Raw genomic sequence first — 22827 nt, 5'->3', positions numbered from 1 at the left:
GGCGGCGCCGGTCGGACGATCGTACGGGGACCGGCCGACCGGCTGCGGGCCAGGGTCGGCGGCCCGGCTCAGAACCGGGCGGGGCGGCCCTCCAGGAAGGCGGTCAGGCCCTCGCGGACGTCCGATCCCTCCCGGGCGCGGAGCAGCCAGGGGGCGAGCACCTCGTGGGCCCGCTCGGGCGGGGCGTCCAGGACGGCCTTGGCCGCACCGACGGTCTGGGCCGAGCGGCGGGTCAGCAGCCGGGCGAAGTCCAGGGCGGCGGCGTCCAGTTCGGCGTCCGGCAGGACGCGCTCGGCCAGGCCGAGCGGCAGGGCGTCCCGGCCGCTCACCAACTCGCCGGAGAACAGCAGGTACTTGGCCCGCGCCGGGCCGACCAGCCGGGCCAGCCGTACGGTCGGCACCGCGGAGTAGACCACGCCGAGCTTGGCCGGGGTGATCCCGAGCCGGGCGTCCTCGGCGACGAACCGCAGGTCGCAGGCGACGGCCAGCTGGCAGCCGCCGCCGACGCAGGCGCCGTGCACCACGGCGAGCGTCGGGTGCGGGAAGGCCGCCAGCGCCTCCTCGGCGGCGACGTTGGTCGCGTGGTACGCCTCCGCGCGGTCCGGATCGCCGTACACCTCCGAGAGTTCGGCGATGTCCGCGCCCGCGCTGAAGGTGTTGCCGGCGCCGGTGAGCAGCAGGACGCGCACGCCCTCGTGGTCGGCCAGCTGCTTCAGCACCTCGGGAAGCGCCTGCCAGATCGCCAGGGTCACCGCGTTGCGGCGGTGCGGGCGGGCGAACTCCAGGGCGGCGACGCCGTCCTCGCCGACGTACGCGCCGAGGCCCTCGGCCCGCGCGGGCAGGGCGGAGCGGTCCCGCGTGAGCAGCGGTCGGTCCATGCGCACCTCCGGTCGGTCGTGGTGCGCCCACTCTCCCAGGCGGCGCGGGGGCGGCAAGCGCCGAGGCCCCGTTGTCAGGCGGCGCGGGTGCAGTAGTCGCCGAGGCCCTGTTCGAGCAGGGCGAAGGCGCGGCGGGCCTCCGCCAGCGCGCCGGGCAGGGCGTCGGCGGCGCGCTCGCCGGCCAGCATCCGCCGGTGGTTGGCGGCGATCAGCGCGACCCGGACGGCCAGCACCTGGGCGGTGGCGACCCGGGCGGTCAGCTCGTCGTGGGCCGGGTCCTGGGCGAGCAGTTCGGCGGACAGCGCGGCGTGCGCCAGCAGGTCGAAGCCGTGGGTGGCGCGTGCGGTCAGTGCCGGGGTGCGGTGGATCAGCCGGACGACGTCGAGCACGATCCCGTCGTCGTTCAGGCCGGAGGCCGGGTCGAAGCGCTCCAGTGCGGACAGGAACTGCTCGCGCAGCGCCGTCACCGCCGAGGTGCCCGGGGCGCGGTCGCGCACCGCCTTGGCCGGCTCGTCGAGGTGCTGCTCCATCGGGCCCATGACCAGGTCTTCCTTGGTGGGGAAGTAGTTGAAGACGGTCATCTTGGACACCTCGGCGGCGGCCGCGATCTCGGCGACCGACACCTGGTCGAAGCCGCGCTCGGTGAACAGCGCGATGGCGGCGCGGAAGATCCGCACGCCGGTCTGGAACTTCTTGCGCTCGCGCAGGGGGAGCGCGTCGAGGTCGACGTCGGGGGCGAGGTCCGGTGCGCGTCGCATGGCCATGAAGGGACTGTACCAGGCTCAATTGTTGACTGGGCTGAAACATTGGTCGGGATGAAGAATTGACCCGGTCCAAAAAGCCTGCCAGGGTGAGTGTGCGCCGCCGGTCGCCCCGGCCGCGGCGTGAACTCCACGGACCCTGGGGGGACTTGACCATGGCTACTGCTGCCGCTGCCGCTGCCGCGCCGCCCGGCGCCGTCGCGCCGATGACACCCGCCCGGCGCAAGCTGGGCATGCTGCTCTGCCTGATCACGATCGTGCTGGCCGTCCTCGACATGAACATCGTCTCGGCGGCCACCGTGCCGATCGTCCGTGACCTCGACCCCGTCCACGGCGTCGACCGACTGCCCTGGCTGATCAGCGCGTTCGCCCTCGCCGCCACCGCGCTGCTGCCGCTCTACGGCCGGCTCTGCGACTCCTACGGCGCCAAGCGCGTGCTCCTCGGCGCGGTCGCCGTCTTCGCGCTCGGCTCGGCCCTGTGCGGGGCGGCGCGGACGATGGACCAGCTGATCGCCTTCCGGGCCCTCCAGGGCATCGGCGGCGGCGGGCTGATGAGCGTGACCATGGTCCTCATCGCCCGGCTCGCGGAGCCGGGCGGACGGTCCGACGCCAGGGGCAGCGCCATGGGCGGGATCGTCGCGGGGCTGGGCATGTCCGTCGGCCCGCTGATCGGCGCGCTGCTCACCGATCACCTCAGCTGGCGCTGGATCTTCTACGTCAACCTGCCGCTGTGCCTGGTGGTGCTGGTCGGCATCGCCCTGGTGGTCAGGCTGCCGAGGGCGACGGGCCGCGGCGGGCTGGACTTCCTCGGCGCCGCGCTGGCCGCGGCGTTCGCGGTCGGGCTGCTGCTGGTCACCGAATGGGGCGGCAAGGAGTACGCCTGGACCTCGCCGGTGACCCTCGGGCTGGCCGCCGCCACGCTGGCCGCCCTCGGCCTCTTCCTGTGGCGCCAGGCCGTCGCGGCCGCGCCGGTGCTGCCGCTGTCCCTGTTCCGGATCCCGGCGGTACGGCTGGGCTTCGCCGTCCAGGGCCTGGTCGGGATGGGCATGATCGGCGCCATCGTGCACGTGATGCTCTACCTCCAGCTCGCCCGGGGCGTCGCCCCGACCTCGGCCAGCCTCTACCTGATCCCGATGGCGGCCGGGATGACGGCCTCCGGCCTGGTGTCCGGGCGGCTGCTCGCCCGGGGCCGCTCGGTCGGGAGCCTGCTCCTGGCCGGCGCGGGCTGCGCGGCGCTCGCCCTGCTGCTGCTCTCCCTGAGCGGGCCGACCACCACGGAGTACCTGGTGATGGCCGAACTCGCCCTGCTCGGCTGCGGGTTGGGGCAGCTGATCGGCCAGCTGGTCGTGGTGGTGCAGCAGGCCGCGCCGGCCCACCAGCTGGGCGTGGCGACCACCGGCATCCGGTTCTTCCAGAACCTCGGCAACGCGCTGGGCGCGGCGGTGTTCGGCACCGTGCTGGTGCGGGTCTTCGCGGACGGCGAGCCGGGACGGCCGCTGGGCGCCGTCCGGACGCTCACCGGGGGCGCGCGCGAGCACGCGGTGCGCAGCCTCACCGACGCGGTGGACGTGGTCTTCCTGTCGGCGGGCGGGGTGCTGGTGCTGGCGCTGCTGCTGGTGTGGCGGCTGCGGGTGGTCGCCGGGGCGGCGCTGGGCGGGGCCGGGGCGGCGGGGGCGGGCGCGGGGTCCTGAGGGGTGCGGTCCGGTGGCGGGGCCCGGTGGAACGGGGTGTCCACCGGGCCCCGCCGGGCCCGTCGGGGGCCGGGCCCGGGGCTCGGCTCCGGGCGGGGCGGTCCCGGGCGGGGGCGGGCCTGGGGTCAGTCCTGGGGCCAGTCCTGGGGTCAGTCCTGGGGGGCGGCCGTCCACTCGCCGGCCAGGATGGCCCAGATCTCCTTGTCGTAGCGGACGCCGTTGTACGGGTACCACTCGCGCAGCACGCCGTCGCGGGTCATGCCGACCCGTTCGGCGACGGCCCGGCTGCGGGCGTTGACGGAGGAACACCACCACTCGGCGCGGTGCAGGCCGCGGGTGACGAAGGCGTAGTCGAGCAGCCGCCGGACGGCCGCGGTGATCAGCCCGCGGCCCTCGCCGGCCGGCTCCGTCCAGGCGCCGATCTCGCACACGCCGGAGCGGACGTCGAAGCTCACGAACATCACGCCGCCGACGAGTGTGCCGTCCAGCCAGATCCCGTAGATCCGCTTCTGGTCGGCGGCCAGGCCGTCGGCGTAGCGCTGGAGGGTGGCCCGGGCGGAGTCCAGGTCGACGGAGAAGGTGGCCCAGGGGATCCACGGGTCGGTGTGGGCGCGGGCGCGGTCGAGGTGGGCGAGGAACTCGGGGGCCTGCCAGGGCTCCAGCGGGCGCAGTTCGGCGTTCTCGGCGAGCGGTACGGCAAACACGGGCGGCCTTTCACGGGCGGTGCTGAGGTGGGCGGGGTCCATTCATAACAAACGTTTGGTATGTACGATAGCCCCCATGACACCGGCCCGTGGAGACCATGACGCCCGACGCTCCGAGGTCTCCGAGGGGGTGTGGCGGGTGCTCTCCACCCGGGGCTTCGAGGGGCTGACCCTGCGCGCGGTGGCAGCCGAACTCGGCGCCTCCACCGGGCTGTTGACGCACTACTTCCCGAACAAGCGGGCGCTCCTGCGCCATGCGCTGGAGGAGCTGGACCGGCGCTCGCTGGCCCGGCCCCGGCGTACCGAGCCCGCCGACGGCACCCCGCCGCCGGTCGGGCTGGCCCGGGTGCGGGCTTCGCTGCTGGACGTGCTGCCGCTGGACGGTGAGGCCGCGGCCGACAACCGGATCTGGGTCGGTTCCTGGGACCACGCCCTGGCCGACCCGGAGCTGGCGGCCGCGCACGCGGGCCGCTACGCGCGCTCGCGCACGGCGCTCACGGCGCACGTCGCGGAGGCCCAGCGGCGCGGGGAGCTCCCGGCGCAGGCCGACCCGGCCGCGCTCGCGGCGGGGGCGCAGGCCTTCGTGCTGGGGCTGGTGGTGCAGGCGCTGTTCGCGCCGGAGGAGTTCCCGGCGGAGCGGCAGACGGAGCTGCTGGACGCGTACCTGGCCGGGCTGGCGGGGGCGGCCGGTCCGGCGGAATAGGCCGGGCGGTCACGCGGCGCGGGGAGCGGGCGGGCGGGCGGACCGGTCGGGAAGGCCGGCTGGTCGGGCGCGGCGGGAAGGCGGGCGCGGGAGGGCGGCGCGGGAGGGCGTGCCGGGAAACGGCGCGCCCCGTTCCGTTCGGGCGGGAAATCGACGGGAATTCCGGTTGTTCCGGTTGGCCCGGATTCCGGATCGTTTTTCGCGGTGGCCCCGACGCACGTGGTCGGGCGTTCCGGGCGAACAGCGCGCGGGGCGGTTGGTGTACGGGATAACCGGCTGGTCCGGCGCGGCCACGGAAAGTGGCCGTCGGCGCGCGGCCCGCGCAATGGCAGGGTGGTGCCCCCAGCAGGATTCGAACCTGCGACCTACCGCTTAGAAGGCGGGTGCTCTATCCGCTGAGCTATGGGGGCGGGACGGACGGTGCCCTGGCGGGCGCGACCGTGGCCGGGATCGGGCTGGCGGGGCGCCGGGGCGCACGCTGTCCGGCCCCGTACCTGAGGGTGGGGGTGGGGTGGCGGGCCCTCGCCCTGTCGGGGACAGGATAAGGGTGACCGGTTCCCAGGCCGGGTGTGACGACACCGCCGTTGGTGTGTCGGTTCGGTGGAGCGGTCCGATAATCGCAGGTGAAGGCCGTGAGTGCAGCGGTCTGGGAGTGTTCCGCGCCGGACGTTGTGCAGTCGTTACGGGGCTGCCTCCTCACCCGTTATGGATTCGGCACGGAGAATGTGGCGCCGACGGCGCGGGTGGGGGCCTTAATCGCGGTTGCGCCGGTCGTATGACGTGGGCGGACGGCCCCCGGGCGGCTTCCGGGCGCGTTCCGGGGAGGGTTCCGGCGCGGGTTCCGGGGCGCGCCGGCCGGGCGGCGAGCAGCGGGTTTGTTGTCATGGCCGCGAAGAAGCGGCGGCGAAGCGGCGGCGGAAGGCTGAAATTCACCCCTGCGAGTGACAACACTTCCACAGCCCGGAGTTATCCACAGGATTTCGGAACCGGGTGGCCCGGATTTCCTCCGAAGTGCACGCTCAAGGCGCACCGGTCGATTCCGTACGGTGCATCGGCGAGAACGGAGGGTGTGCCGTGAACGAGACGCACGTGACGGTGATCGGCAATGTGGCGACGGAGGTCAGCTACGGCGAAACGAGCGGCGGGGTGCCGATGGCCAACTTCCGGCTCGGCTGCACCGAGCGGCGGTACGACCGGCAGCGCGAGTGCTGGGTGGACGGCGAGACGCAGTGGGTGACGGTGACGGCCTGGCGGGCGCTGGCGGTCAACCTGATCGGCTCGCTGGCCAAGGGCGATCCGGTGCTGGTGAGCGGTCGGCTGCGGGTGCGCGAGTGGGCGGACGGCGAGGTGAGGCGCAGCCGTGCGGAGATCGACGCCCGATCGGTCGGGCACGACCTCACCCGTGGTACCACGGCGTTCCGGTGGGCGGCCGGGGTGCGCGGGCAGTCACCGGGCGGCACCGGGCCGGCCAGGGCGGAGCCCGGGGGCGAGGCGGTGCCCGAGTGGATCGTCAGCGCGGTGGAGGAGCGCAGGGGTTCGGGCGCGGCCTGCGCGCCGGCCCCGGTGGCCGTCGCGGCGTCGGTGGTGCGGGCGCTGCCGCCGGGCGGCGGGCCGGGCGCGGGGGAGCCGGGCGAGGCGGCCGGGAGCGAGCGGGGAGGTGGCGGAACGGGCGTGCCGAGCTGATCGGTCGGTGACCCTTCCCTGTCGACAAATATGTTGATCGAGAAGGCTGTTGTGCCCGCACGCACTATCCGACCGGATAACGGATAACGGCATGGCGGGTTTCTGGCGGGGCGTCAGCTTGTGTGGGACCTGAGGGGATTGATAACGATCCAGATACGGAATCGTCCTGATTTCGCATGGGGGTTTCGGGGCCTCCGGGGCTCAATAGGATTCGTCTGGTTCATACCCGCAGCAGTGCCACAGGGGGCACGCGCGGAACCGCAAGTCGCCGGCTGCCCACTCGGTGCGGCCCGGCCCGGAGGGATCCCACATGTTCCAGAGGCAGGGGCTGAGTCTGTCCCGGATAACCACTGTCATGCTCACGACTAGCTTGGCGCTGGGCGGAGGCCTGTTCGCGGCCGGTGCGGCGGTCGCGGCCGGTGCCCCGGCCTCGGGCGTGACGGCGGAAGTCCAGAACGAGATGCTCGGCGAGAAGATCGACGTCGACGGCCGGACCGTCGACGGCGGTCTGTTCACCCTCAAGACGGCCGCGGGAGAGAAGCTCCGCACGTACTGCATCGACTTCGACAACCCCGTCTACCTGGACAGCGGCGCCAAGTACCACGAGGCGGACTGGGCGTCGAGCTCGCTCAACAGCAACGCGAACGCCCCCAAGATCCGCTGGATCCTGGACAATTCGTACCCGCAGGCCGGTCTGGCGTCCCTGGCCACGGCCATCCACGTCGACAGCCTGAGCGAGGCCGACGCCGCCGCCGGCACCCAGGCCGCGATCTGGAAGTTCTCGGACAACAAGAACGCCGTCCCGCGCAACGAGAAGGCCAAGAAGCTCCGCGACTACCTGGTCGGCGACTCCAACAAGGGCGTCGCGGCGGAGCCCAAGCCCTCGCTGACGCTCACCCCGGACTCGGTCTCCGGCAAGTCGGGCGGCAAGCTCGGCCCGTTCCTGCTGAACACCAGCGCCAACGAGGTCAAGCTGACCGTCACCGGCGACGCCGCCGACAAGGTCAAGCTGCTGGACAAGGACAACAAGCAGGTCAACGGCAGCCTGACCGGCCCGATCGGCAAGGACACCCCGCTGTACCTGGACGTGCCGGCCGGCACCCCGGACGGCAAGGCCGCGATCAACGCCACCGCCGAGGCCACCGTGCTCAGCGGCCGGGTCTTCATGAGCGGCGTGGACTCCCGCGGCCGCCACAGCCAGACCATGATCCTGGCCGGCTCCACCAAGGTGAACGTCGCGGGCGGCGCCAAGGCCACCTGGCAGCAGGGCAAGGGCGCGCTGGTCGACAGCACCGCCAAGGAGGAGTGCGCCAGCGGCGGCGTGCGGGTGTCCGTCACCAACACCGGTGACGAGGCCGCCACCGTCACGGTCGGCAAGCAGCAGGTCGCCGTCCAGCCGGGCAAGACCGAGACCGTCCTGGTCAAGGTCGAGGAGAAGGCCAAGTACGACTTCACCGTGACCGGCCCGAACGGCTACTCCAAGCAGTTCACCGGCGTCCTGGACTGCAAGGTCGGCGTGCCCTCGACCCCGGCCCCGACCACCCCGGCCGCCACCGGTACGGCCGGCCCGGCCGCGAGCCCGTCCGGCACCCCGAGCACCGGCGCCGGCCAGCCGGCTCCGGCGACGACCACCAGCGCCGCCCCCGGCACCGGTGGCGGCCTGGCCCAGACCGGTGCCAACGACTCGACCCCGATCCTCGCCGCCGTCGCCGGTGGCCTGGTCGTGGCCGGTGGCGCCGCCGTCTTCGTCCTGCGCCGCCGCGGCCGCCACGGGCGCACCACCGCCTGAGCCGCTTGAACCGCTCGGACCGCTTCACCGTTTGATCGACTGACCGCTCGAACCGCCTGAGGGGTTCGGAGGCACCACGCTCCGGGCCCCTCGGGCGGCCACCGGCCCGGTTCCCCGCAGTTGTGGCGAGGGGCCGGGCCGCTGCGTTTCGGGGGAGGGGCGCTGGTCGTGACGAGTTACCGCTTGATCGACTGACCGCTCGAACCGCCCGAGGGGTTCGGAGGCACCACGCCCCGGGCCCCTCGGGCGGCCACCGGCCCGGTTCCCCGCAGTTGTTGCGAGGGGCCGGGCCGCTGCGTTTCGGGGGAGGGGCGCTGGTCGCGGCCAAGGGCGAGCGGGGGCCGGGCCGTGGTGCTCCGGGGCGTGGGCGGGCACGGGGCGCCGGGGCCGCCGGAGCGGTCGGGGCCGGCGGCGCGTTCGGGGCGGGCCCCGGGTGCTCGCGGATACCCCCGGGGGTCACCCGGGCGATTCGGGGCTCAGGGCCCGGTGCGGCACAATGGAAGGCTGCAAGCCGAATTACTCCCGACGACGCCGGAGCGATCTCACGTGGCGGAATACATCTACACGATGCGCAAGGTGCGCAAGGCTCACGGAGACAAGGTCATCCTTGACGACGTGACGCTCAGCTTCCTCCCCGGAGCGAAGATCGGCGTCGTGGGCCCCAACGGTGCCGGTAAGTCCACCGTGCTGAAGATGATGGCCGGCCTGGAACAGCCGTCCAACGGCGACGCCTTCCTGTCGCCCGGCTTCACCGTCGGCATGCTGCTCCAGGAGCCGCCGCTGGACGAGTCCAAGACGGTCCTGGAGAACGTCCAGGACGGCGTCAAGGAGATCAAGGGGAAGCTCGACCGCTTCAACGAGATCGCCGAGCTGATGGCGACCGACTACTCGGACGCCCTGCTGGACGAGATGGGCAAGCTCCAGGAGGAGCTGGACCACGCCGAGGCCTGGGACCTGGACGCCCAGCTGGAGCAGGCCATGGACGCCCTGGGCTGCCCGCCCGGCGACTGGCCGGTCACCAAGCTCTCCGGTGGCGAGAAGCGCCGCGTCGCGCTCTGCAAGCTGCTGCTGGAGGCCCCCGACCTGCTGCTGCTCGACGAGCCCACCAACCACCTGGACGCCGAGTCGGTGAACTGGCTGGAGCAGCACCTGGAGAAGTACAAGGGCACCGTCGTGGCCGTCACCCACGACCGGTACTTCCTGGACAACGTCGCCGAGTGGATCCTTGAGCTCGACCGCGGCCGCGCCTACCCGTACGAGGGCAACTACTCCACCTACCTGGAGACCAAGCAGTCGCGCCTGAAGGTCGAGGGCCAGAAGGACGCGAAGCGGGCCAAGCGCCTCAAGGAGGAGCTGGAGTGGGTCCGCTCCAACGCCAAGGGCCGCCAGGCGAAGTCCAAGGCCCGTCTGGCCCGCTACGAGGAGATGGCGGCCGAGGCGGACAAGATGCGGAAGCTGGACTTCGAGGAGATCCAGATCCCGCCGGGCCCGCGCCTGGGCAACGTCGTCATCGAGGTCGAGAACCTCAACAAGGCCTTCGGTGAGAAGGTCCTGATCGACGACCTGAGCTTCACCCTGCCGCGCAACGGCATCGTCGGCATCATCGGCCCGAACGGCGCCGGCAAGACCACCCTGTTCAAGATGCTCCAGGACCTGGAGACCCCGGACAGCGGCACGGTCAAGGTCGGCGAGACCGTCAAGATCAGCTACGTCGACCAGACCCGCTCCAACATCGACCCGAAGAAGACCCTCTGGGAGGTCGTCTCCGACGGTCTGGACTGGATCAACGTCGGCCAGGTCGAGATGCCGTCCCGCGCCTACGTGTCGGCCTTCGGCTTCAAGGGCCCGGACCAGCAGAAGCCGGCCGGCGTGCTCTCCGGCGGTGAGCGCAACCGCCTGAACCTGGCGCTCACCCTCAAGCAGGGCGGCAACCTGCTGCTCCTCGACGAGCCCACCAACGACCTGGACGTCGAGACGCTCTCCTCGCTGGAGAACGCCCTGCTGGAGTTCCCCGGCTGCGCCGTGGTCATCTCCCACGACCGCTGGTTCCTGGACCGGGTGGCCACCCACATCCTCGCCTACGAGGGCGACAGCAAGTGGTTCTGGTTCGAGGGCAACTTCGAGTCGTACGAGAAGAACAAGATCGAGCGGCTCGGCGCCGACGCCGCCCGTCCGCACCGGGCCACGTACAAGAAGCTGACCCGAGGCTGACACCCAGCCGTCACGGCGGCCCGGCAGACTGCCCCGCAGAGGCGGCCTGCCGGGCCGCGGCCCGTCGCCACCGCCCGCCCGCCGCGGCACCTCCCGTGCCGCCGGCGGCGGACGGCGGCGGGCGACCGGACACCGAGGAGAACTACCGTGGCTCGCCACATCTACGCCTGCCCGCTGCGCTGGTCCGACATGGACGCCTTCGGGCACGTCAACAACGTGGTCTTCCTGCGCTACCTGGAGGAGGCCCGGATCGACTTCATGTTCACCCAGGCCGCCGCGGCCGGCGCCGGGGAGTTCGCGGGTGGTTCGGTGGTGGCGCGCCACGAGATCGACTACAAGCGCCCGTTGGTGCACCGGCCCGAGCCGGTCACCATCGAGACCTGGGTGACGAGGATCGGCGGTGCCTCGCTGACCGTCTCGTACGAGATCAAGGACGTCGCCGAGGACGGCAGTGACGTCGTGTACGTCCGGGCGTCCACCGTGGTCGTCCCCTACGACCTGGCCGAGGGCCGGCCGCGCCGGATCTCGCCGGTGGAGCGGGAGTTCCTCGGCCGCTTCATGGACGAAGAGCCGGCCGTCGCCGCCGTCTGACGTCCCACCCCACCTGACGATTCGAGCTGAGCCGCTGTGACCACCACCGCCCGTCTCGCCCTGACCGACACCGGGGAGGCCGCCGACCTCTCCGCCTTCCTGCTGCGCCTGCTGCGCTTCGACCGGGCGGCGGCCGTCCGGCTCCAGGCGGTGGGCCGGGGCGACGGGGACGGCGTGCTGGCGGTCTTCGGACGGCTGCCGCTGGGCGGTTCGGGTGCGCTGGCGGTCCGCACCGTGCGGCTGGGCGGGCCGGTCGAGCCGGTGGACCTGACCGTCTCGGCGGGCCAACTGCTGGACGGCGTGGACGCCGAGGCCGGGACCGTCGCGCTGCCCGCGCCGGTGACCGGCCCGGCCTGGGCCGGGCTGCTGCCGCCGCGCACCGGCTGGCGGCCGGTCGGCGCGCCGCCCGTGGCCGAGGTGTACCCCGAACTCATGGCCGGGGTGCGGGAGTTCCGCGAGCGCAGCGAGGCCGTCCCGGAGCACCACCGCAGCCGCGCGGTGCTGGACGCGCTGGCCGACGAGATCTGGTCCCGCCCCGTCGCGGTGCTGCCCGAGCTGCCGCTGCGCGCGCCGCACGCCGCGTACGTGATCGGCTTCCTGAAGCCGGGCGCCCCGCTGACCGTGCACCGGGCGGGCGGCTGGCTGCGGCTGAGCGCCCCGGCGGGCTCGGTGGCGGTGCGCACCGCGGCCGCGCCGGGGGCGGGGCTGGGGCTCAGCCCCGTTCGCTAGGGCGTGTCTGACAGTTCTCGCCGGGTGCGCGGCGTCGGGGCACGTACCTCGCCGCGGCGGCGGCCGGTGCCCGGAGGCGGGGCTCAGCCCGGGGTGTTGATCATCGAGGCGGCGGCGTAGGCCAGGTACTCCAGCAGCTGCCGCTCGTGCTCGGCCGGCAGCTCCAGGCTCGCCACGGCCGCCCGCATGTGGGTCAGCCAGGCGTCGTGCGCGGCCTTGTCGACCTTGAACGGCGCGTGCCGCATCCGCAGCCGCGGGTGGCCGCGCCGGTCGCTGTAGGTGCGCGGGCCGCCCCAGTACTGCATCAGAAAGAGGGCCATCCGCTCCTCGGCCGGCCCGAGGTCCTCCTCGGGGTACATCGGCCGCAGCAGCTCGTCCTCGGCGATGCCTTCGTAGAACCGGCGGGCCAGCCGCCGGAAGGTCGGCTCACCGCCGACCTGGTCGTAGAAGGTCTCCTCGCTCAACGTGCCTCGCCGGATCTCTCTCACCCGACCATGGTCGCAGACGCCGACGGGGTCGTACACCGGGACCAAAGGCGTACGACCCCGTCGGGACCGGCGGGGCTCGGCGCAGGCCGGCCGGGGACGGCCCCGGGGCAGGCCCCGGACCCGGCCCCGGGGCGGTCAGTCCTCCCAGCGGAACAGCTTCCAGGAGATCCCCGTCAGCACGGCCGCGAAGAGCAGCAGTCCGCCCATGGTGGGCAGGGCGTCCATGACGCCGCCGCCGCGGGTGAGCACCGACTGGGCCGACTCGACCAGGTAGTGCAGCGGCATGACCTGGGAGATGCCCTTCAGCCAGCCGGGGGCGCCGTCCAGCGGGAAGAACGAGCCGGACAGGAAGGACATCGGCAGCACGATGATCTGCGAGATGCCGTTGGCCGCCTCCTCCGTCCTCGCGACCGAGCCGGCCAGCAGGCCGATCGACATGAAGGCGAGCGTCGCGCACGCCACCAGCGGGATCACCAGCCACCAGTCGCCGGTGAGCCTGAGCCCGAAGAAGCCCGTCGCGACCACCAGGAAGACGGCGGTCTGCAGGAACGCCGTCAGCAGCGAGACCAGGATCCGGGAGCTGACCACGGTACCGGCGTTGATCGGGGCCAGCCGCAGCCGGCGCAGCACCTTGGACTTGCGCCAGTTGACCAGCGTCAGCGCGGCGCCGAACACGGCGCCGGTGGCGACGGCCCAGCCGAGCAGGCCGGGGGTGAGGAACTGGATCGGCTTGAGCGACTTGTCCTCGACCTGCTGGGAGTCCAGCACGAAGGCCGGCTTCTGCCCGGTGGCCGCCTGGTTGGCGCTCTGCACCACCGAGTCGAGGATGCCCTGGAGCGCCCCGGCGCGGACCTGGTCGGCGGCGGTGTAGCGCAGCTCGACCGTGCCGTCCGGGCCCTGCTTGATCATCGCGTCGTACTCGCCCTTGCGGACCTTCTCCAGCGTGGCGGCCTCGTCCTCGGTCCGGGTGATGCTGAGGACCTTGTCGAGCCCGGCCCGACCGTCGCCCTGGATCGAGTCGAACAGCTTCACCGCGCCGACCTGGGCGACCTTGGCGTGCGGGCTCCCGGAGCCCTTGGTCACGCTGCCGAAGAACACCAGGAACACCAGCGGGAAGAGCAGGATGAAGAAGGTCGCGGTGCGGTCGCGCTTCATCCCGAGCAGCATGGCGCGGGACAGGCTCCAGAACGCGCTGACCCGCTCCCGCTCGCCGGCGGCCGGGTCGCCGCGCCGGGCGGTGGCCTGCGGTCCGGTGGGGTTGGTCGAGGTCATGCGCGGAACTCCCGTCCGGTCAGCTGGAGGAAGACGTCCTCCAGGGTGGCGCCGCGCACTTCCAGGCCGCGCAGCGCGTTGTGCTCGGCGAGGACGCCGAGCACCGGGGCCGGGACGCGGGTGGAGACGGAGAGCGAGACGGTGTCGTCCTCCAGGGTGGCGATGTCCGCACCGGCCGCGGTGAGCAGTTCCCGGGCCCGGTCGAGCGGCAGCTGGCCGGAGGCCACGCTGATCCGGACGGTGTCGTCGATCTCGCGGATCAGCGCCGCGGGGGCGCCGGTGTGCAGGATCCTCCCGTGGTCCATGATCGAGACCCGGTCGCAGAGCACCTCGGCCTCGTCCAGGTAGTGGGTGGTCAGCACGACGGTGCGGCCCTCGGCGTTGATGTCGCGCAGGAGGTCCCAGAGGTTGCGCCGGGACTGCGGGTCCAGGCCGGTGGTGGGCTCGTCCAGGAAGACGAGCTCCGGGTCGTGGGCCAGTGCGCAGGCGATCGACAGGCGCTGGGCCTGGCCGCCGGACATCTGGTCGGTGAGCGTCCCCGCCTTGTCCGAGAGGCCGACCCGCTCCAGCATCGCGTCGGCCCGCTTCGGGCCGACCCCGTAGAACGACGCGAAGGTGCGGATGGTCTCCCGGGCGGTCAGTTTCCGGAAGAAGGCGGAGGCCTGGAACTGCACGCCGATTCTCGGCAGCAGTTTCGGATTGCGCGGCCAGGGCGCCATGCCCAGCAGCTCGATCCGGCCCTCGTCCGGTTTCCGGACGCCTTCCAGGATCTCCATCGTGGTGGTCTTCCCGGCGCCGTTGGGGCCCAGGATCCCGTAGAACTCGCCGGCCTCGACGGTGAGGGACACCCCGTCGACGGCCTGCACATCCCCGTACCGCTGGCGGATGCCGTCAGCGGATATAGCAGCAGTCATGTGCCATGAGCCTAGGGGCTGGGAAGGCCGCCGTGCACGCCGCGACAGGCGAATTCCGGGGGTGTTTCCGGGGGCTCGGACGGAGCCGGGCCGGGGGAATGTCGAATTCCGCCCGGCCCGGCCGGAGTTGTCGCCTTCGGGTGGTCAGATAACGATTTGACGCCCTTTCAGCCGCGGTGCACGGTGATGGTGGTCCAGGCGCCGATGTGGATCCGGTCGCCGTCGTTCAGCGGCACCGCGGTGTGCGGGGCGATCGGCTCCGCGCCGCCGTTGACGGTGGTGCCGTTGGTCGAGTCCTGGTCCACCAGGACCCAGCTGCCGTCGGCCTGTTCGGCGAGCAGCGCGTGCTGGTGCGAGGCGCCCGGGTCCTCCGGCGGGACGGACAGGTCGATCTCCGGCACGGTGCCCCGGTGCTGGCTGCGCCGACCGATCCGCAGCTGGCCGCGGCCGGTCAGCGGGATCCGGCGCTCGGGGCAGTACGGCGGGAAGAACAGGCCGGCCGCCTCGGGGCCGCTGCGGGCCATCATGTCGGTGAAGTAGTCGCGGTCGGCCGAGACCACGGCGATCCAGGTGGTCCGGGCGGGCTCGGCCGCGGCGGGCTCCTGGGGCTGCTGGGGCTGCTGCGGCGGGGCCAGGTGGAAGGAGGTGCCGAAGTCGCCGCCGCGGCTGTTCGGGCCGGGGCCGGCCGGCTGGGCGTACACCGGGCCGGAGTCCTCGCGCACCGGGGTGTCGGGGAACGCGCCCTCCGGCGGAGGGTAGCCGTAGGTGTGCGGCTGCGCCGGGGCCTGCGGCTGCTGCGGGACGGGCGGGGCGACGGCCTGCCGGCCCTCCGGCGGCCGGCCGTGCGGCGGCTGGCTGTGCGGGGGCTGCCCGTGCGGCTGGTGGCCGTCCGGGGCGTGGCCGTGCTGGGCCGGCTGCTGGGGGCCGCCGTAGGAGGCCGGCATGTTCGGCGGCAGCGGCGGCCGGCCGTCCGGGGCGTGGCCGGGCGGGGTGTGGCCGGCGCCGGGCACCTGGCGGCGGGAGGGCGTGGACAGCTCGTAGTCGTAGCCGCACTCCTCGCAGAACCGTCCGGTCTGCGGGCTGCGGCAGATCGGGCAGACGGCCAGGCCCGCGGTGAGGCCCTGCGGCCCGGGCTGCTGGGGGCCGGCCTGCGGCGGGACGGGCCCGTGCGGGGGCACTGCGCCGTGCTGCGGGGCCGGGGGCGTCATGCCCGGCGGCGGCAGGGGCGCCCCGGGCGGCGGGACGGACCCCGGCGGCATCGGCGGCGGAGGCGGAGGCCCGCCGAAGGAGGCGCCGCCGTACCCCTGGTGCGCGGCGTGCGCGCCGGGCGCGGGGTCGGCTCCGGGCGCGCCCGGGTAGCCTCCGTGCGCCCCGGGTGCGGGGGCCGGTGGAGTCATCGGGAAGCCGCAGAAGTCGCACCAGTCCTCGGCCTGCGACTCGTGGCCCCTCGGGCAGATCGGCATCAGGTCCCCCTCGTTTCGGGCCGGCTCCGTGCGGCGTCGCGCCGGGGTGCCGGCCCGGTCACGTCTTCAGCGGTCACTTCTTCACACGTACCGTCTTGGTCGACCGGGTCTCAAGGGTCATCGAGTCGGCCTCGCTCACGTTCTTACGGAACCGAACCGTACCCTCCTTCGGGTCCACCACGTCCACCACCTTCTGGAGCAGCCGGTAGGTGCCCTCGTTCCCGGTCGCGTGGGCGATCCGGACGGCGGCGCCCAGCTTGGCGGTCGCCCGGTCGACGTCCCCGGCCCGGTGGGCCTCCAGGCCCTCCTGGATGGAGGAGGCGAGCTCGGCCTGCCCGGTGTAGTGGGCGACCTGCGGGCTGATCCGGGTGGAGGAGGCCAGGTCGTCGGTCCAGACGGCCTTGACCAGGCCCTGGGTGAGCACCTCGGGGGTGCCGCCGGCGACCTGCTCGGGCAGCACCAGGCTGACCCGGGCGGCCAGCATCTCGTTGCCGACCGAGGCGGCCGGCACCTCCACGCACACGTGGTAGTCGCGGCTCTCGTCGCCCCAGGAGCCGGTGGGGTAGTCGCCGGCCCGGGGGCCGGCCGCGGTGCGGCGGGAGGTCAGGTCCTCGACCGCGGGGGCGACCTGCTTGACGAACCGGACGGTGGCGTTGGCCGGGGTCCAGATCCGCAGGGCGACGTCGGCGACCTGCTTGCCCATCGCGCCGGCCATCATCGCGCGGAAGTCCTCGGCCAGGCCGGAGGGCTCGGCGACGATGTCGGTGGTGCCGAGCAGCGCCGAGGAGATCCGGCGCAGCTCGTCGATCCGCCAGTCGGTGCCCACCCCGCGGCAGTCGGCGGTGAAGCGGCCGGTCACCCGTTCGACGGCGCGGGCCAGGTCCTCGGCGGACTCGTGCTCGTTGTTGCCGTCGGTCAGCAGCAGGGCGTGCCGGATGGCGATGTCGGGGCGGGTGCGGAAGAGCTGGTCGGCCTTGGCGAGCCAGGTGCCCATCGCGGTGCCGCCGGCCGCGGTGAGCCGGCGCAGCGACTCCTTGGCCCGGGCGCGGGTCGCGGCGTCGGCGGTGGCCAGGGTGCCGTCGCCCGGGTAGACGTCGCGGGCCTCGTGGGTGCCGGCGACGACGGCGAAGGCGGTGCCGTCGCGCAGCGCGTCGATGGCGGCCGCGGTGGCCTCCCGGGCGCCGTGGATCTTGGCTCGGGGGTAGTCCATCGAGCCCGAGCAGTCCACCAGGACGACCACGGCCGCCGTGCCGGCGGAGCCCGCCGCAGCGCTGTCGGCGAAGCCGAGGGGCCGGCCGCCCGAGGTGCCGCCGCCGGTCGCGGTGACGGTGACGATGGCGTTGACCTCGCCGGCGCCGTCGGCCAGGTACTCGTTCTGGAAGACCTCCACGTGGAACCTGGGCAGGTTCGGCTTCGCCAGTGTGGCCATGGGGCGGTCGGCTCCCGTCGGATGAGGGGTGGACGTGCTCAGGGCGGTGGGGCGGCCCGCCGGGCGGGCCGGCGGGCCGTGAGCGCCGGGCGTCCGGCGGGCGGTCGGGTCAGGCCGTCGGCGGGTGCGGCGGCTGCGGCGGGACGGTCGGGGCGGCGGTCGGGGCGGGAGGTGCGGGGGCGGCCGGCGGGGCGGGAGGTGCGGGGGCGGCCGGCGGGGCGGCGGGCGCCGGGGGGACGGGGGGTGCGGGCGGGACGGGCGGCAGCGGGGCGGCGGGGGAGCCGATCACCGGGAGGTCCGGCAGGGTCGGCTCGTGGTCCTCGTCGTCCTCCTCGGCGGCCGGCCGTCCGCCGGCCCGGGGAGCGATCACCGGCAGGTCCAGCGCGGTGGGGCTCGGCTCGGCCTCCTCCGCGGGCGGCGGGTCGATCGGCAGCACGGCGACGGTGATGTTGTCGTGGCCCCCGGCCGCGACGGCGAACTTCACCAGCGTCTGCGCGGTGGCGAGCGGCTCGGTGCGGGCGTCCGGGCGCACGTAGTACGCCAGGTCGGTGGCCGCCTCGGCGTAGTTCCACAGCCCGTCCGTGCAGATCAGCACCACCCCGGGGACGTGCGGGGTGAAGTCGAGGGTGTGCGGCACGACCTCCTCGGCGTCGGCGCCGAGCCAGCCGGTGATGGCGTGGGCGCGCGGGTCGGCGTAGGCCTCGGCCTCGTTCATCAGCCCGGCCTCGACCATCCGGGCCGCCCAGGAGTCGTCCTGGGTGAGCCGGAACGGCTCGGCGGCGGCGCGGTCGTCGGGGATCCAGTACGCGCGGGTGTCGCCGACCCACCCGATGGTCACCCGGCCGCCCGCGGCTATCGCGCTGACGTAGGTGCAGGCGGGGGCGTTGAGGTCGGGCCGGGTGGGGCCGGTGCCGTCGGTGGCGAGGTCGGCGACGGCCTGCGCGGCGTCGGCGATGGCCCGGCGCATCGCCTGGTTCGGGTCGTGGCCGGCCTCCAGGGCGGTCAGCAGCGACTCGGAGGCGGCGTCCACGGCGGTCTCCGAGGCCTCGTCCGGGCGGTCCGAGGAGGAGACGCCGTCGCACACCACGGCGACCACGACCGGCTCGCCGCCGGGCAGCGAGGTCGCGGCGACGGTGAAGGAGTCCTCGTTGCGGTGGTGGCGCACGCCGCGGTCGCTGACCCCGGCGACGCCGCCGAGGGCCTTCTCCATGTGGTCGCGCGGGCGCGGCTGGGCGCTGCCGCAGCCCTCGCAGTAGCCGTCCGGGGCGACCTGCGGCTGCCCGCAGTGCGCGCAGACCTGCCCGCGCGGCGACGGTACGGCCTCGCCGCGTGCGGCGGCCCAGCTCGCCGGCATCGAGCCGGGGGCCGCCCGACCGTCCCGGCCGGTCCCGCAGGAGCCGCAGTAGGCGTCCTCCGGGTCCATCGGCTCCGAACAGCTCGGGCACTCGGTCTGCTGCGGCATCTGCTACACCCACGTCCTGGGACGGGCGCGGTTGGCCCGTTCCACCATCTCGATCCTCGTCTCCGCCCGGTCGGCCAACCGGGCGAGTACCCGGTAGGACTGCTCCAGGGCGAAGCGCAGTTCCCGCTCCTGTGCGGGACGTCCCAGTACCACCAGGTCGGTGGTCGGCCGGCCGGCCGCCGTCGCGGCGCCGACCCAGCCGAGCGCGGCGTCGAGCACCTCGACGGCGAGCTCCTCGCGGCGGCGGGCGTCCAGCCGCAGCGCGGTCAGCTGCGCGGAGCTCGCGCCGAGGTCGGCGGCCAGGTCGTCGGTGGCCCGGCGCCCGCGCAGCCGGGCCCGGACGGCGGCGATCCGGGCGGCGGTGTACTGGCTGGAGGTGGCCGGGACGCTCTCCAGGACGCGCACGGCGCCCGCCCGGTCCTCCTCGGCCAGCCGGACCCTCGCCAGCCCGAAGGCGGCGCTCAGGTAGGCGTGGTCGGTGGCCCACACCAGCCGGTGGAACTCGGCCGCGTCGCCGCCGTCGCCGAGCAGTTCGGCGCAGACGGCGAGGGCCAGCTTGGGGGCGGCCTCGCCGGGGAAGGCGTCATAGACCGCGTCGAAGGCCTCCGCGGCGGCGCGCAGCCGGGGCCCGGCCCCGGAGGCCTCCGCGGCGCCTCCCGGCCCGGGACCTGCCCCGGCGCCGACCAGGGCGGTCAGGCCGCGGTACCAGACCACCCGCCAGTCGTCCGGCTGGTCCTGCTCCAGCTCGGCGAGGCGCTGCGCGGCCTCCGCGTGGCGGCCGAGTTCCAGCAGGGCGCGCAGCTCGCGCAGCCGGCTCTCGACCGAGGCGGCGGGCGCGGCGGCCAGTGCGGTGAGGGTCTCCTCGGGGTCGGGGGTGACCAGGACGGCCAGGAAGCCGGCGTTGGGGTCGCCCGGGTCGACCCGCGGGACGGGCAGGGCCAGGGCGGCGGCGGCCGGGTCCAGGCGGGCCACCCGGAGCCGGCCGGCCTGCTCGCTGGGCAGCACCAACTCGGTGTCGACGACCCGCAGTTCGGGGCCGAACAGGGTGGAGGCCGCGGGCCGGGGCCGGCCGTCCCCGAGGGCCAGCACCTCCCGCAGCACGCCGGTGAGCTGGTCGGCCATCTCCTCGGCGGAGGCGAAGCGGCGGGCCGGGTCCGGGTCGGTGGCGCGGACCAGGAGGCGGTAGTACGACTCGTACCGGGCGAAGACCTCGACCTGCTCGGGGCCGGGCAGCGAGTCGCGGTAGGTGGTGCTGTAGCCCTGGAAGTCGAAGGTGAGCACCGCGAGGGTGCGGGCCACCGTGTACAGGTCGGAGGCGACGGAGGGCCCGTCGACGGCGATCTCCGGCGCCTGGTAGCCCACGGTGCCGTAGACCGGGCCGTCGTCGTCGAGCCGGCGGACCGCGCCCATGTCTATGATCTTGAGCGCGTCGCCACTCTGGATCACGTTGTCGATCTTGAAGTCGCAGTACACCAGGCCCCGGCCGTGCAGGTAGCCCAGGGCCGGCAGCGCCTCCAGCGCGTACGCGATCGCCTGCTCGACGGGCAGCGGCTCGCGCCGCCCGTCCGCGGTGCGGCGCTCGTTGGCGATGTCCTTGAGCGACTTGCCGCCGACGTACTCCATCACGATGTAGCCGTCGGTGGAGCCCGTGCGCAGGTCGGGGTGCTCGGCGAAGTTGATGATCCGGACGATGTTCGGGTGGTCCACCTCGGCCAGGAAGCGGCGCTCGGCGACGGCCACCGCGAGCGCGTCCTCGTCCCCGGTGTCCAGCAGGCCCTTGAGCACCACCCACTTGTCGTTCACCCGGCGGTCCACCGCCAGGTAGATCCAGCCGAGCCCGCCGTGCGCCAGGCAGCCGACCACCTCGTACTGTCCGCCGACCAGGTCGCCGCGGCGCAGCTTGGGCGTGAACGAGTACGGCGTGCCGCACTTGGTGCAGAAGCCGTCCGGGCGGCCGGGGCGGCCGTTCTTCTCCCGGCCCACCGGGGCCTCGCACCGGGAGCAGAACCGCTTGCGCTCGGGCACCTCGGCCTCGGCCAGCACCGCCCGGGACGGGTCGGCCGCCTCGACCGTCGGTACGGTCACCAGCCCGGCGCCCAGGCGGTGGCGGGCGCCCGCGGTGCTGCCGCCCCGGGTGGAGCGGACGGAGAGCGAGCGGCCGCCGCTGCCGGTACGGGTCGAGCGGTGCGAGCGGGAGCGGCCGGACATCGAGCGGGCGGAGCCGGTGCGGCCGGAGTCGGCGGGCACGCGGGCGGAGGGGACGTACGGGCGGGTGGCGCCGCTGTCGGCGGAGTGGGCGGTGCCGGAGGTGCCCGCGGCGGGCGGGGTCAGGCCGCACTCGTCGCAGTAGCCGTCCGGGTCGATGGTGCCGGAGCAGTCGCGCGGACAGGGCGCGCCGGGGCCGGGCGGGGGCGTGCCGGGGCCGGGCGCCCCGTGCGCCGCCGTGGCCCGCCCCGCCGGGGCCAGCCCGCACTCGTCGCAGTAGCCGTCGGCGTCGATCCTGCCGCTGCCGGTGCACTCCGGCCGTTCGCACGTCCCGCCCATGAAGCTCAGCCCCCCTGGCCCTCTCCGTCGACCGGCCCCCGGCCGGCCGCCTCCTGACCCTGCCCGGCCCCGGCCTCGGTGTGGGCCGGCCGCAGCGACTGCTGGAACCGGGCCACCGCGGCGGCCGCCGCCCGCAGGTCGCAGGGCGCGCTCCACAGCAGCCAGCGCGCCTTCTCGTACCGCTCGACCACTTCCGGGTCCTCGGAGACCCGCAGCCGGGCCGCCATCGCCTTGTAGGCGTCCAGCCGGCCGCGCAGCTCGGCCCGGACGGCCAGCGGCTGGGTCACCTCGGTGAGCGACTGCCGGGCCCGGCCCAGCTCCTTGGCGGCGGCGTCCTCCAGCGCGTCCAGCAGCGGCGCGAGCCGGCCCCACTGCCCGGCCTGGCGCAGGTCCAGCGCCGCGACGATCCGCTCGCGCAGCGCCGAGGCCGGGCCGGGCACCGCCGGGACGTCGCTGGACGCTATCTTCGCCAGCACCTCGCCGCGCGCCCGGCGGGCCTCGGCCAGGGTGGCGTCGGCCCGCTGGAGGAGGTCGCCGACGCCCTGGAGGCGGTCCTCGGCCTCGTCGCGCAGCCGCAGCAGGTCCTCCAGCTCCAGCCGGACGCCGTCCAGCGCCCGCCCGGCCCGGTCGAACCGCTCGGTGTCCACCACCCCGGCCGGCCCGGCGAAGGCCGAGCCCGCCGGGACGGTGCCGCGCTGGGCGGGCACCCGGGCCGGGCGCCACAGCGCCAGCGGGTCCCCGCGCACCTCGGCGCGCAGGGCGGTGAGGTCCCGCTCGATCCCGGCCAGGTCGTCGCCCAGCGGGTGGCTCCCGGTGCGCACGCCGAGCGAGGCGGCGAGGGTGCGCACCCGCTGGAGCTCGGCCAGCAGCAGGTCGATCCGGGCGGGCAGCGCCGACCAGACCGCGTCGGCGGCGCTGACCACCTCCAGCACGGTGGCGTACCAGGAGTTCATCCGGGCCACCAGCGCGTCCAGGCTGATCCGCTCGACCAGCTTGGCCGGCGCCCCGAGCACCTGCGGGCCGTCCGGCACCACCCCGCCGGGGACGGTCACCGCCTCGCCGGTCAGCAGCTCGCTCAGCTCGGCCAGTTCGGGCGCCCCCGGCTTGGCCTTGCGGGCCCGGACGGCCCGCGCCGAGGCCAGCGCCTCCGCGTAGCGGTCGAACAGCGCCCAGAGCAGCGGCAGCCCCCGGCCCGCGACGGACCACCGCTCCAGGGTGCGCCCGGACAGCTCGGCGCCGTCCAGCAGCCGCAGGCCCGGGTGGTCCTGGAGGGCGAGCAGCGCCGACTCGACCGCGTCCCGCTCCGCGCCGAGGCGGGCGAGCGCGCGGTCGACCTCCTCCCGGCTCAGTACCGGGCCAGCCGATGCCGCCACCGCGGTGTCCTTCCTTCCTCGCGTGCGATCCCGACGTGCCGGACGTGCCGGACGTGCGGTCCCACGACAATCCCCGTGTCCACCACCGGTCTCCCCGTGGTGATCGTCCCGAACCCTAACCGGTGGCCGTTGCGGCGGAGCG

18 protein-coding genes and 1 tRNA gene are annotated in these 22827 nt (G+C 74.4%); 7 read left to right on the top strand and 12 right to left on the bottom strand.

The window, feature by feature from the left end; translation table 11 throughout:
* Positions 1-68: 68 nt before the first annotated feature.
* Both ACH5AR_RS14170 and ACH5AR_RS14165 read right to left on the bottom strand, forming a co-directional pair.
* Complete coding sequence (locus ACH5AR_RS14170) at positions 69-878, bottom strand: enoyl-CoA hydratase/isomerase family protein (RefSeq protein WP_396301643.1); 810 nt, start codon at positions 876-878, stop codon at positions 69-71.
* A 74-nt stretch (positions 879-952) separates the two neighbouring features.
* A complete protein-coding gene (locus ACH5AR_RS14165) occupies positions 953-1642 on the bottom strand; it encodes a TetR family transcriptional regulator (RefSeq protein WP_396301642.1) in 690 nt (229 codons plus the stop codon).
* A gap of 152 nt (positions 1643-1794) precedes the next feature.
* Between ACH5AR_RS14165 and ACH5AR_RS14160 the strand changes: the two genes are divergently transcribed.
* Complete coding sequence (locus ACH5AR_RS14160; protein ID WP_396301641.1) at positions 1795-3330, top strand: MFS transporter; 1536 nt, start codon at positions 1795-1797, stop codon at positions 3328-3330.
* Between the two features lie 149 nt (positions 3331-3479).
* On the opposite strand, the gene ACH5AR_RS14155 is transcribed toward ACH5AR_RS14160, so the two are convergent.
* Positions 3480-4034: a GNAT family N-acetyltransferase gene (locus ACH5AR_RS14155; RefSeq protein WP_396301640.1), complete on the bottom strand. Its 555-nt coding sequence runs from the start codon at positions 4032-4034 to the stop codon at positions 3480-3482.
* Positions 4035-4110: 76 nt separating this feature from the next.
* Here ACH5AR_RS14155 and ACH5AR_RS14150 point away from each other — a divergent pair, with 76 nt between their 5' ends.
* A complete protein-coding gene (locus ACH5AR_RS14150; RefSeq protein ID WP_396301639.1) occupies positions 4111-4737 on the top strand; it encodes a TetR/AcrR family transcriptional regulator in 627 nt (208 codons plus the stop codon).
* Between the two features lie 334 nt (positions 4738-5071).
* Here the strand turns inward: ACH5AR_RS14150 and ACH5AR_RS14145 are convergent.
* Positions 5072-5147: transfer RNA gene (locus ACH5AR_RS14145), tRNA-Arg, on the bottom strand.
* A 664-nt stretch (positions 5148-5811) separates the two neighbouring features.
* Here ACH5AR_RS14145 and ACH5AR_RS14140 point away from each other — a divergent pair.
* The 5 genes from ACH5AR_RS14140 to ACH5AR_RS14120 all read left to right on the top strand — a co-directional run bounded on the left by ACH5AR_RS14140 (position 5812) and on the right by ACH5AR_RS14120 (position 11740).
* On the top strand, positions 5812-6420 hold the full coding sequence (locus ACH5AR_RS14140) for a single-stranded DNA-binding protein (RefSeq protein ID WP_396301638.1): 609 nt from the start codon (positions 5812-5814) through the stop codon (positions 6418-6420).
* A 355-nt stretch (positions 6421-6775) separates the two neighbouring features.
* A complete protein-coding gene (locus ACH5AR_RS14135; RefSeq protein ID WP_396301637.1) occupies positions 6776-8209 on the top strand; it encodes a Cys-Gln thioester bond-forming surface protein in 1434 nt (477 codons plus the stop codon).
* Positions 8210-8755: 546 nt separating this feature from the next.
* The gene (ettA, locus tag ACH5AR_RS14130) at positions 8756-10420 is read left to right on the top strand and encodes an energy-dependent translational throttle protein EttA (RefSeq protein WP_396301636.1); all 1665 of its coding nucleotides are present in this window, start codon (positions 8756-8758) and stop codon (positions 10418-10420) included.
* A gap of 147 nt (positions 10421-10567) precedes the next feature.
* Positions 10568-11011, top strand: a complete 444-nt coding sequence (locus tag ACH5AR_RS14125; RefSeq protein ID WP_396301635.1) for an acyl-CoA thioesterase — start codon at positions 10568-10570, stop codon at positions 11009-11011.
* Positions 11012-11047: 36 nt separating this feature from the next.
* Positions 11048-11740 (top strand): hypothetical protein, encoded by a 693-nt coding sequence (locus ACH5AR_RS14120; RefSeq protein WP_396301634.1) that lies wholly within the window; start codon positions 11048-11050, stop codon positions 11738-11740.
* An 83-nt stretch (positions 11741-11823) separates the two neighbouring features.
* Here ACH5AR_RS14120 and ACH5AR_RS14115 read toward each other — a convergent pair whose 3' ends face one another.
* The 8 genes from ACH5AR_RS14115 to ACH5AR_RS14080 form a co-directional block, all read right to left on the bottom strand.
* A complete protein-coding gene (locus ACH5AR_RS14115) occupies positions 11824-12228 on the bottom strand; it encodes a globin (RefSeq protein ID WP_396301633.1) in 405 nt (134 codons plus the stop codon).
* A 135-nt stretch (positions 12229-12363) separates the two neighbouring features.
* Positions 12364-13500: an ABC transporter permease gene (locus ACH5AR_RS14110; protein WP_396301632.1), complete on the bottom strand. Its 1137-nt coding sequence runs from the start codon at positions 13498-13500 to the stop codon at positions 12364-12366.
* On the bottom strand, positions 13497-14414 hold the full coding sequence (locus ACH5AR_RS14105) for an ABC transporter ATP-binding protein (RefSeq protein WP_396301631.1): 918 nt from the start codon (positions 14412-14414) through the stop codon (positions 13497-13499). Before ACH5AR_RS14105 ends, ACH5AR_RS14110 begins: the two co-directional genes overlap by 4 nt.
* Positions 14415-14581: 167 nt before the next feature.
* Positions 14582-15877, bottom strand: coding sequence for an FHA domain-containing protein (locus ACH5AR_RS14100; RefSeq protein WP_396301630.1), 1296 nt, complete (start codon positions 15875-15877; stop codon positions 14582-14584).
* A gap of 73 nt (positions 15878-15950) precedes the next feature.
* Positions 15951-17306 (bottom strand): VWA domain-containing protein, encoded by a 1356-nt coding sequence (locus ACH5AR_RS14095; RefSeq protein ID WP_396301629.1) that lies wholly within the window; start codon positions 17304-17306, stop codon positions 15951-15953.
* A 109-nt stretch (positions 17307-17415) separates the two neighbouring features.
* Positions 17416-18768, bottom strand: coding sequence for a protein phosphatase 2C domain-containing protein (locus tag ACH5AR_RS14090; protein ID WP_396301628.1), 1353 nt, complete (start codon positions 18766-18768; stop codon positions 17416-17418).
* 3 nt (positions 18769-18771) lie between these two features.
* Positions 18772-21312: a tetratricopeptide repeat protein gene (locus tag ACH5AR_RS14085; protein WP_396301627.1), complete on the bottom strand. Its 2541-nt coding sequence runs from the start codon at positions 21310-21312 to the stop codon at positions 18772-18774.
* Positions 21313-21317: 5 nt separating this feature from the next.
* A complete protein-coding gene (locus ACH5AR_RS14080) occupies positions 21318-22685 on the bottom strand; it encodes a hypothetical protein (RefSeq protein WP_396301626.1) in 1368 nt (455 codons plus the stop codon).
* Positions 22686-22827 lie beyond the last annotated feature (142 nt).

Source organism: Kitasatospora sp. NPDC018619 (genome assembly GCF_044391605.1).
Classification (GTDB): domain Bacteria; phylum Actinomycetota; class Actinomycetes; order Streptomycetales; family Streptomycetaceae; genus Kitasatospora.
Note: the sequence above shows the minus strand (reverse complement) of the source record. Positions and strands in the feature narration are given on the sequence as shown.

What these genes read in the sequence shown, in the direction of transcription:
- ACH5AR_RS14170 (WP_396301643.1), bottom strand. Translation starts at nt 878, where the DNA reads ATGGACCGACCGCTGCTCACGCGGGACCGCTCCGCCCTGCCCGCGCGG.
- ACH5AR_RS14165 (WP_396301642.1), bottom strand. Translation starts at nt 1,642, where the DNA reads ATGGCCATGCGACGCGCACCGGACCTCGCCCCCGACGTCGACCTCGAC.
- ACH5AR_RS14160 (WP_396301641.1), top strand. Translation starts at nt 1,795, where the DNA reads ATGGCTACTGCTGCCGCTGCCGCTGCCGCGCCGCCCGGCGCCGTCGCG.
- ACH5AR_RS14150 (WP_396301639.1), top strand. Translation starts at nt 4,111, where the DNA reads ATGACACCGGCCCGTGGAGACCATGACGCCCGACGCTCCGAGGTCTCC.
- ACH5AR_RS14135 (WP_396301637.1), top strand. Translation starts at nt 6,776, where the DNA reads ATGCTCACGACTAGCTTGGCGCTGGGCGGAGGCCTGTTCGCGGCCGGT.
- ACH5AR_RS14110 (WP_396301632.1), bottom strand. Translation starts at nt 13,500, where the DNA reads ATGACCTCGACCAACCCCACCGGACCGCAGGCCACCGCCCGGCGCGGC.
- ACH5AR_RS14105 (WP_396301631.1), bottom strand. Translation starts at nt 14,414, where the DNA reads ATGACTGCTGCTATATCCGCTGACGGCATCCGCCAGCGGTACGGGGAT.
- ACH5AR_RS14100 (WP_396301630.1), bottom strand. Translation starts at nt 15,877, where the DNA reads ATGCCGATCTGCCCGAGGGGCCACGAGTCGCAGGCCGAGGACTGGTGC.
- ACH5AR_RS14095 (WP_396301629.1), bottom strand. Translation starts at nt 17,306, where the DNA reads ATGGCCACACTGGCGAAGCCGAACCTGCCCAGGTTCCACGTGGAGGTC.
- ACH5AR_RS14090 (WP_396301628.1), bottom strand. Translation starts at nt 18,768, where the DNA reads ATGCCGCAGCAGACCGAGTGCCCGAGCTGTTCGGAGCCGATGGACCCG.
- ACH5AR_RS14085 (WP_396301627.1), bottom strand. Translation starts at nt 21,312, where the DNA reads ATGGGCGGGACGTGCGAACGGCCGGAGTGCACCGGCAGCGGCAGGATC.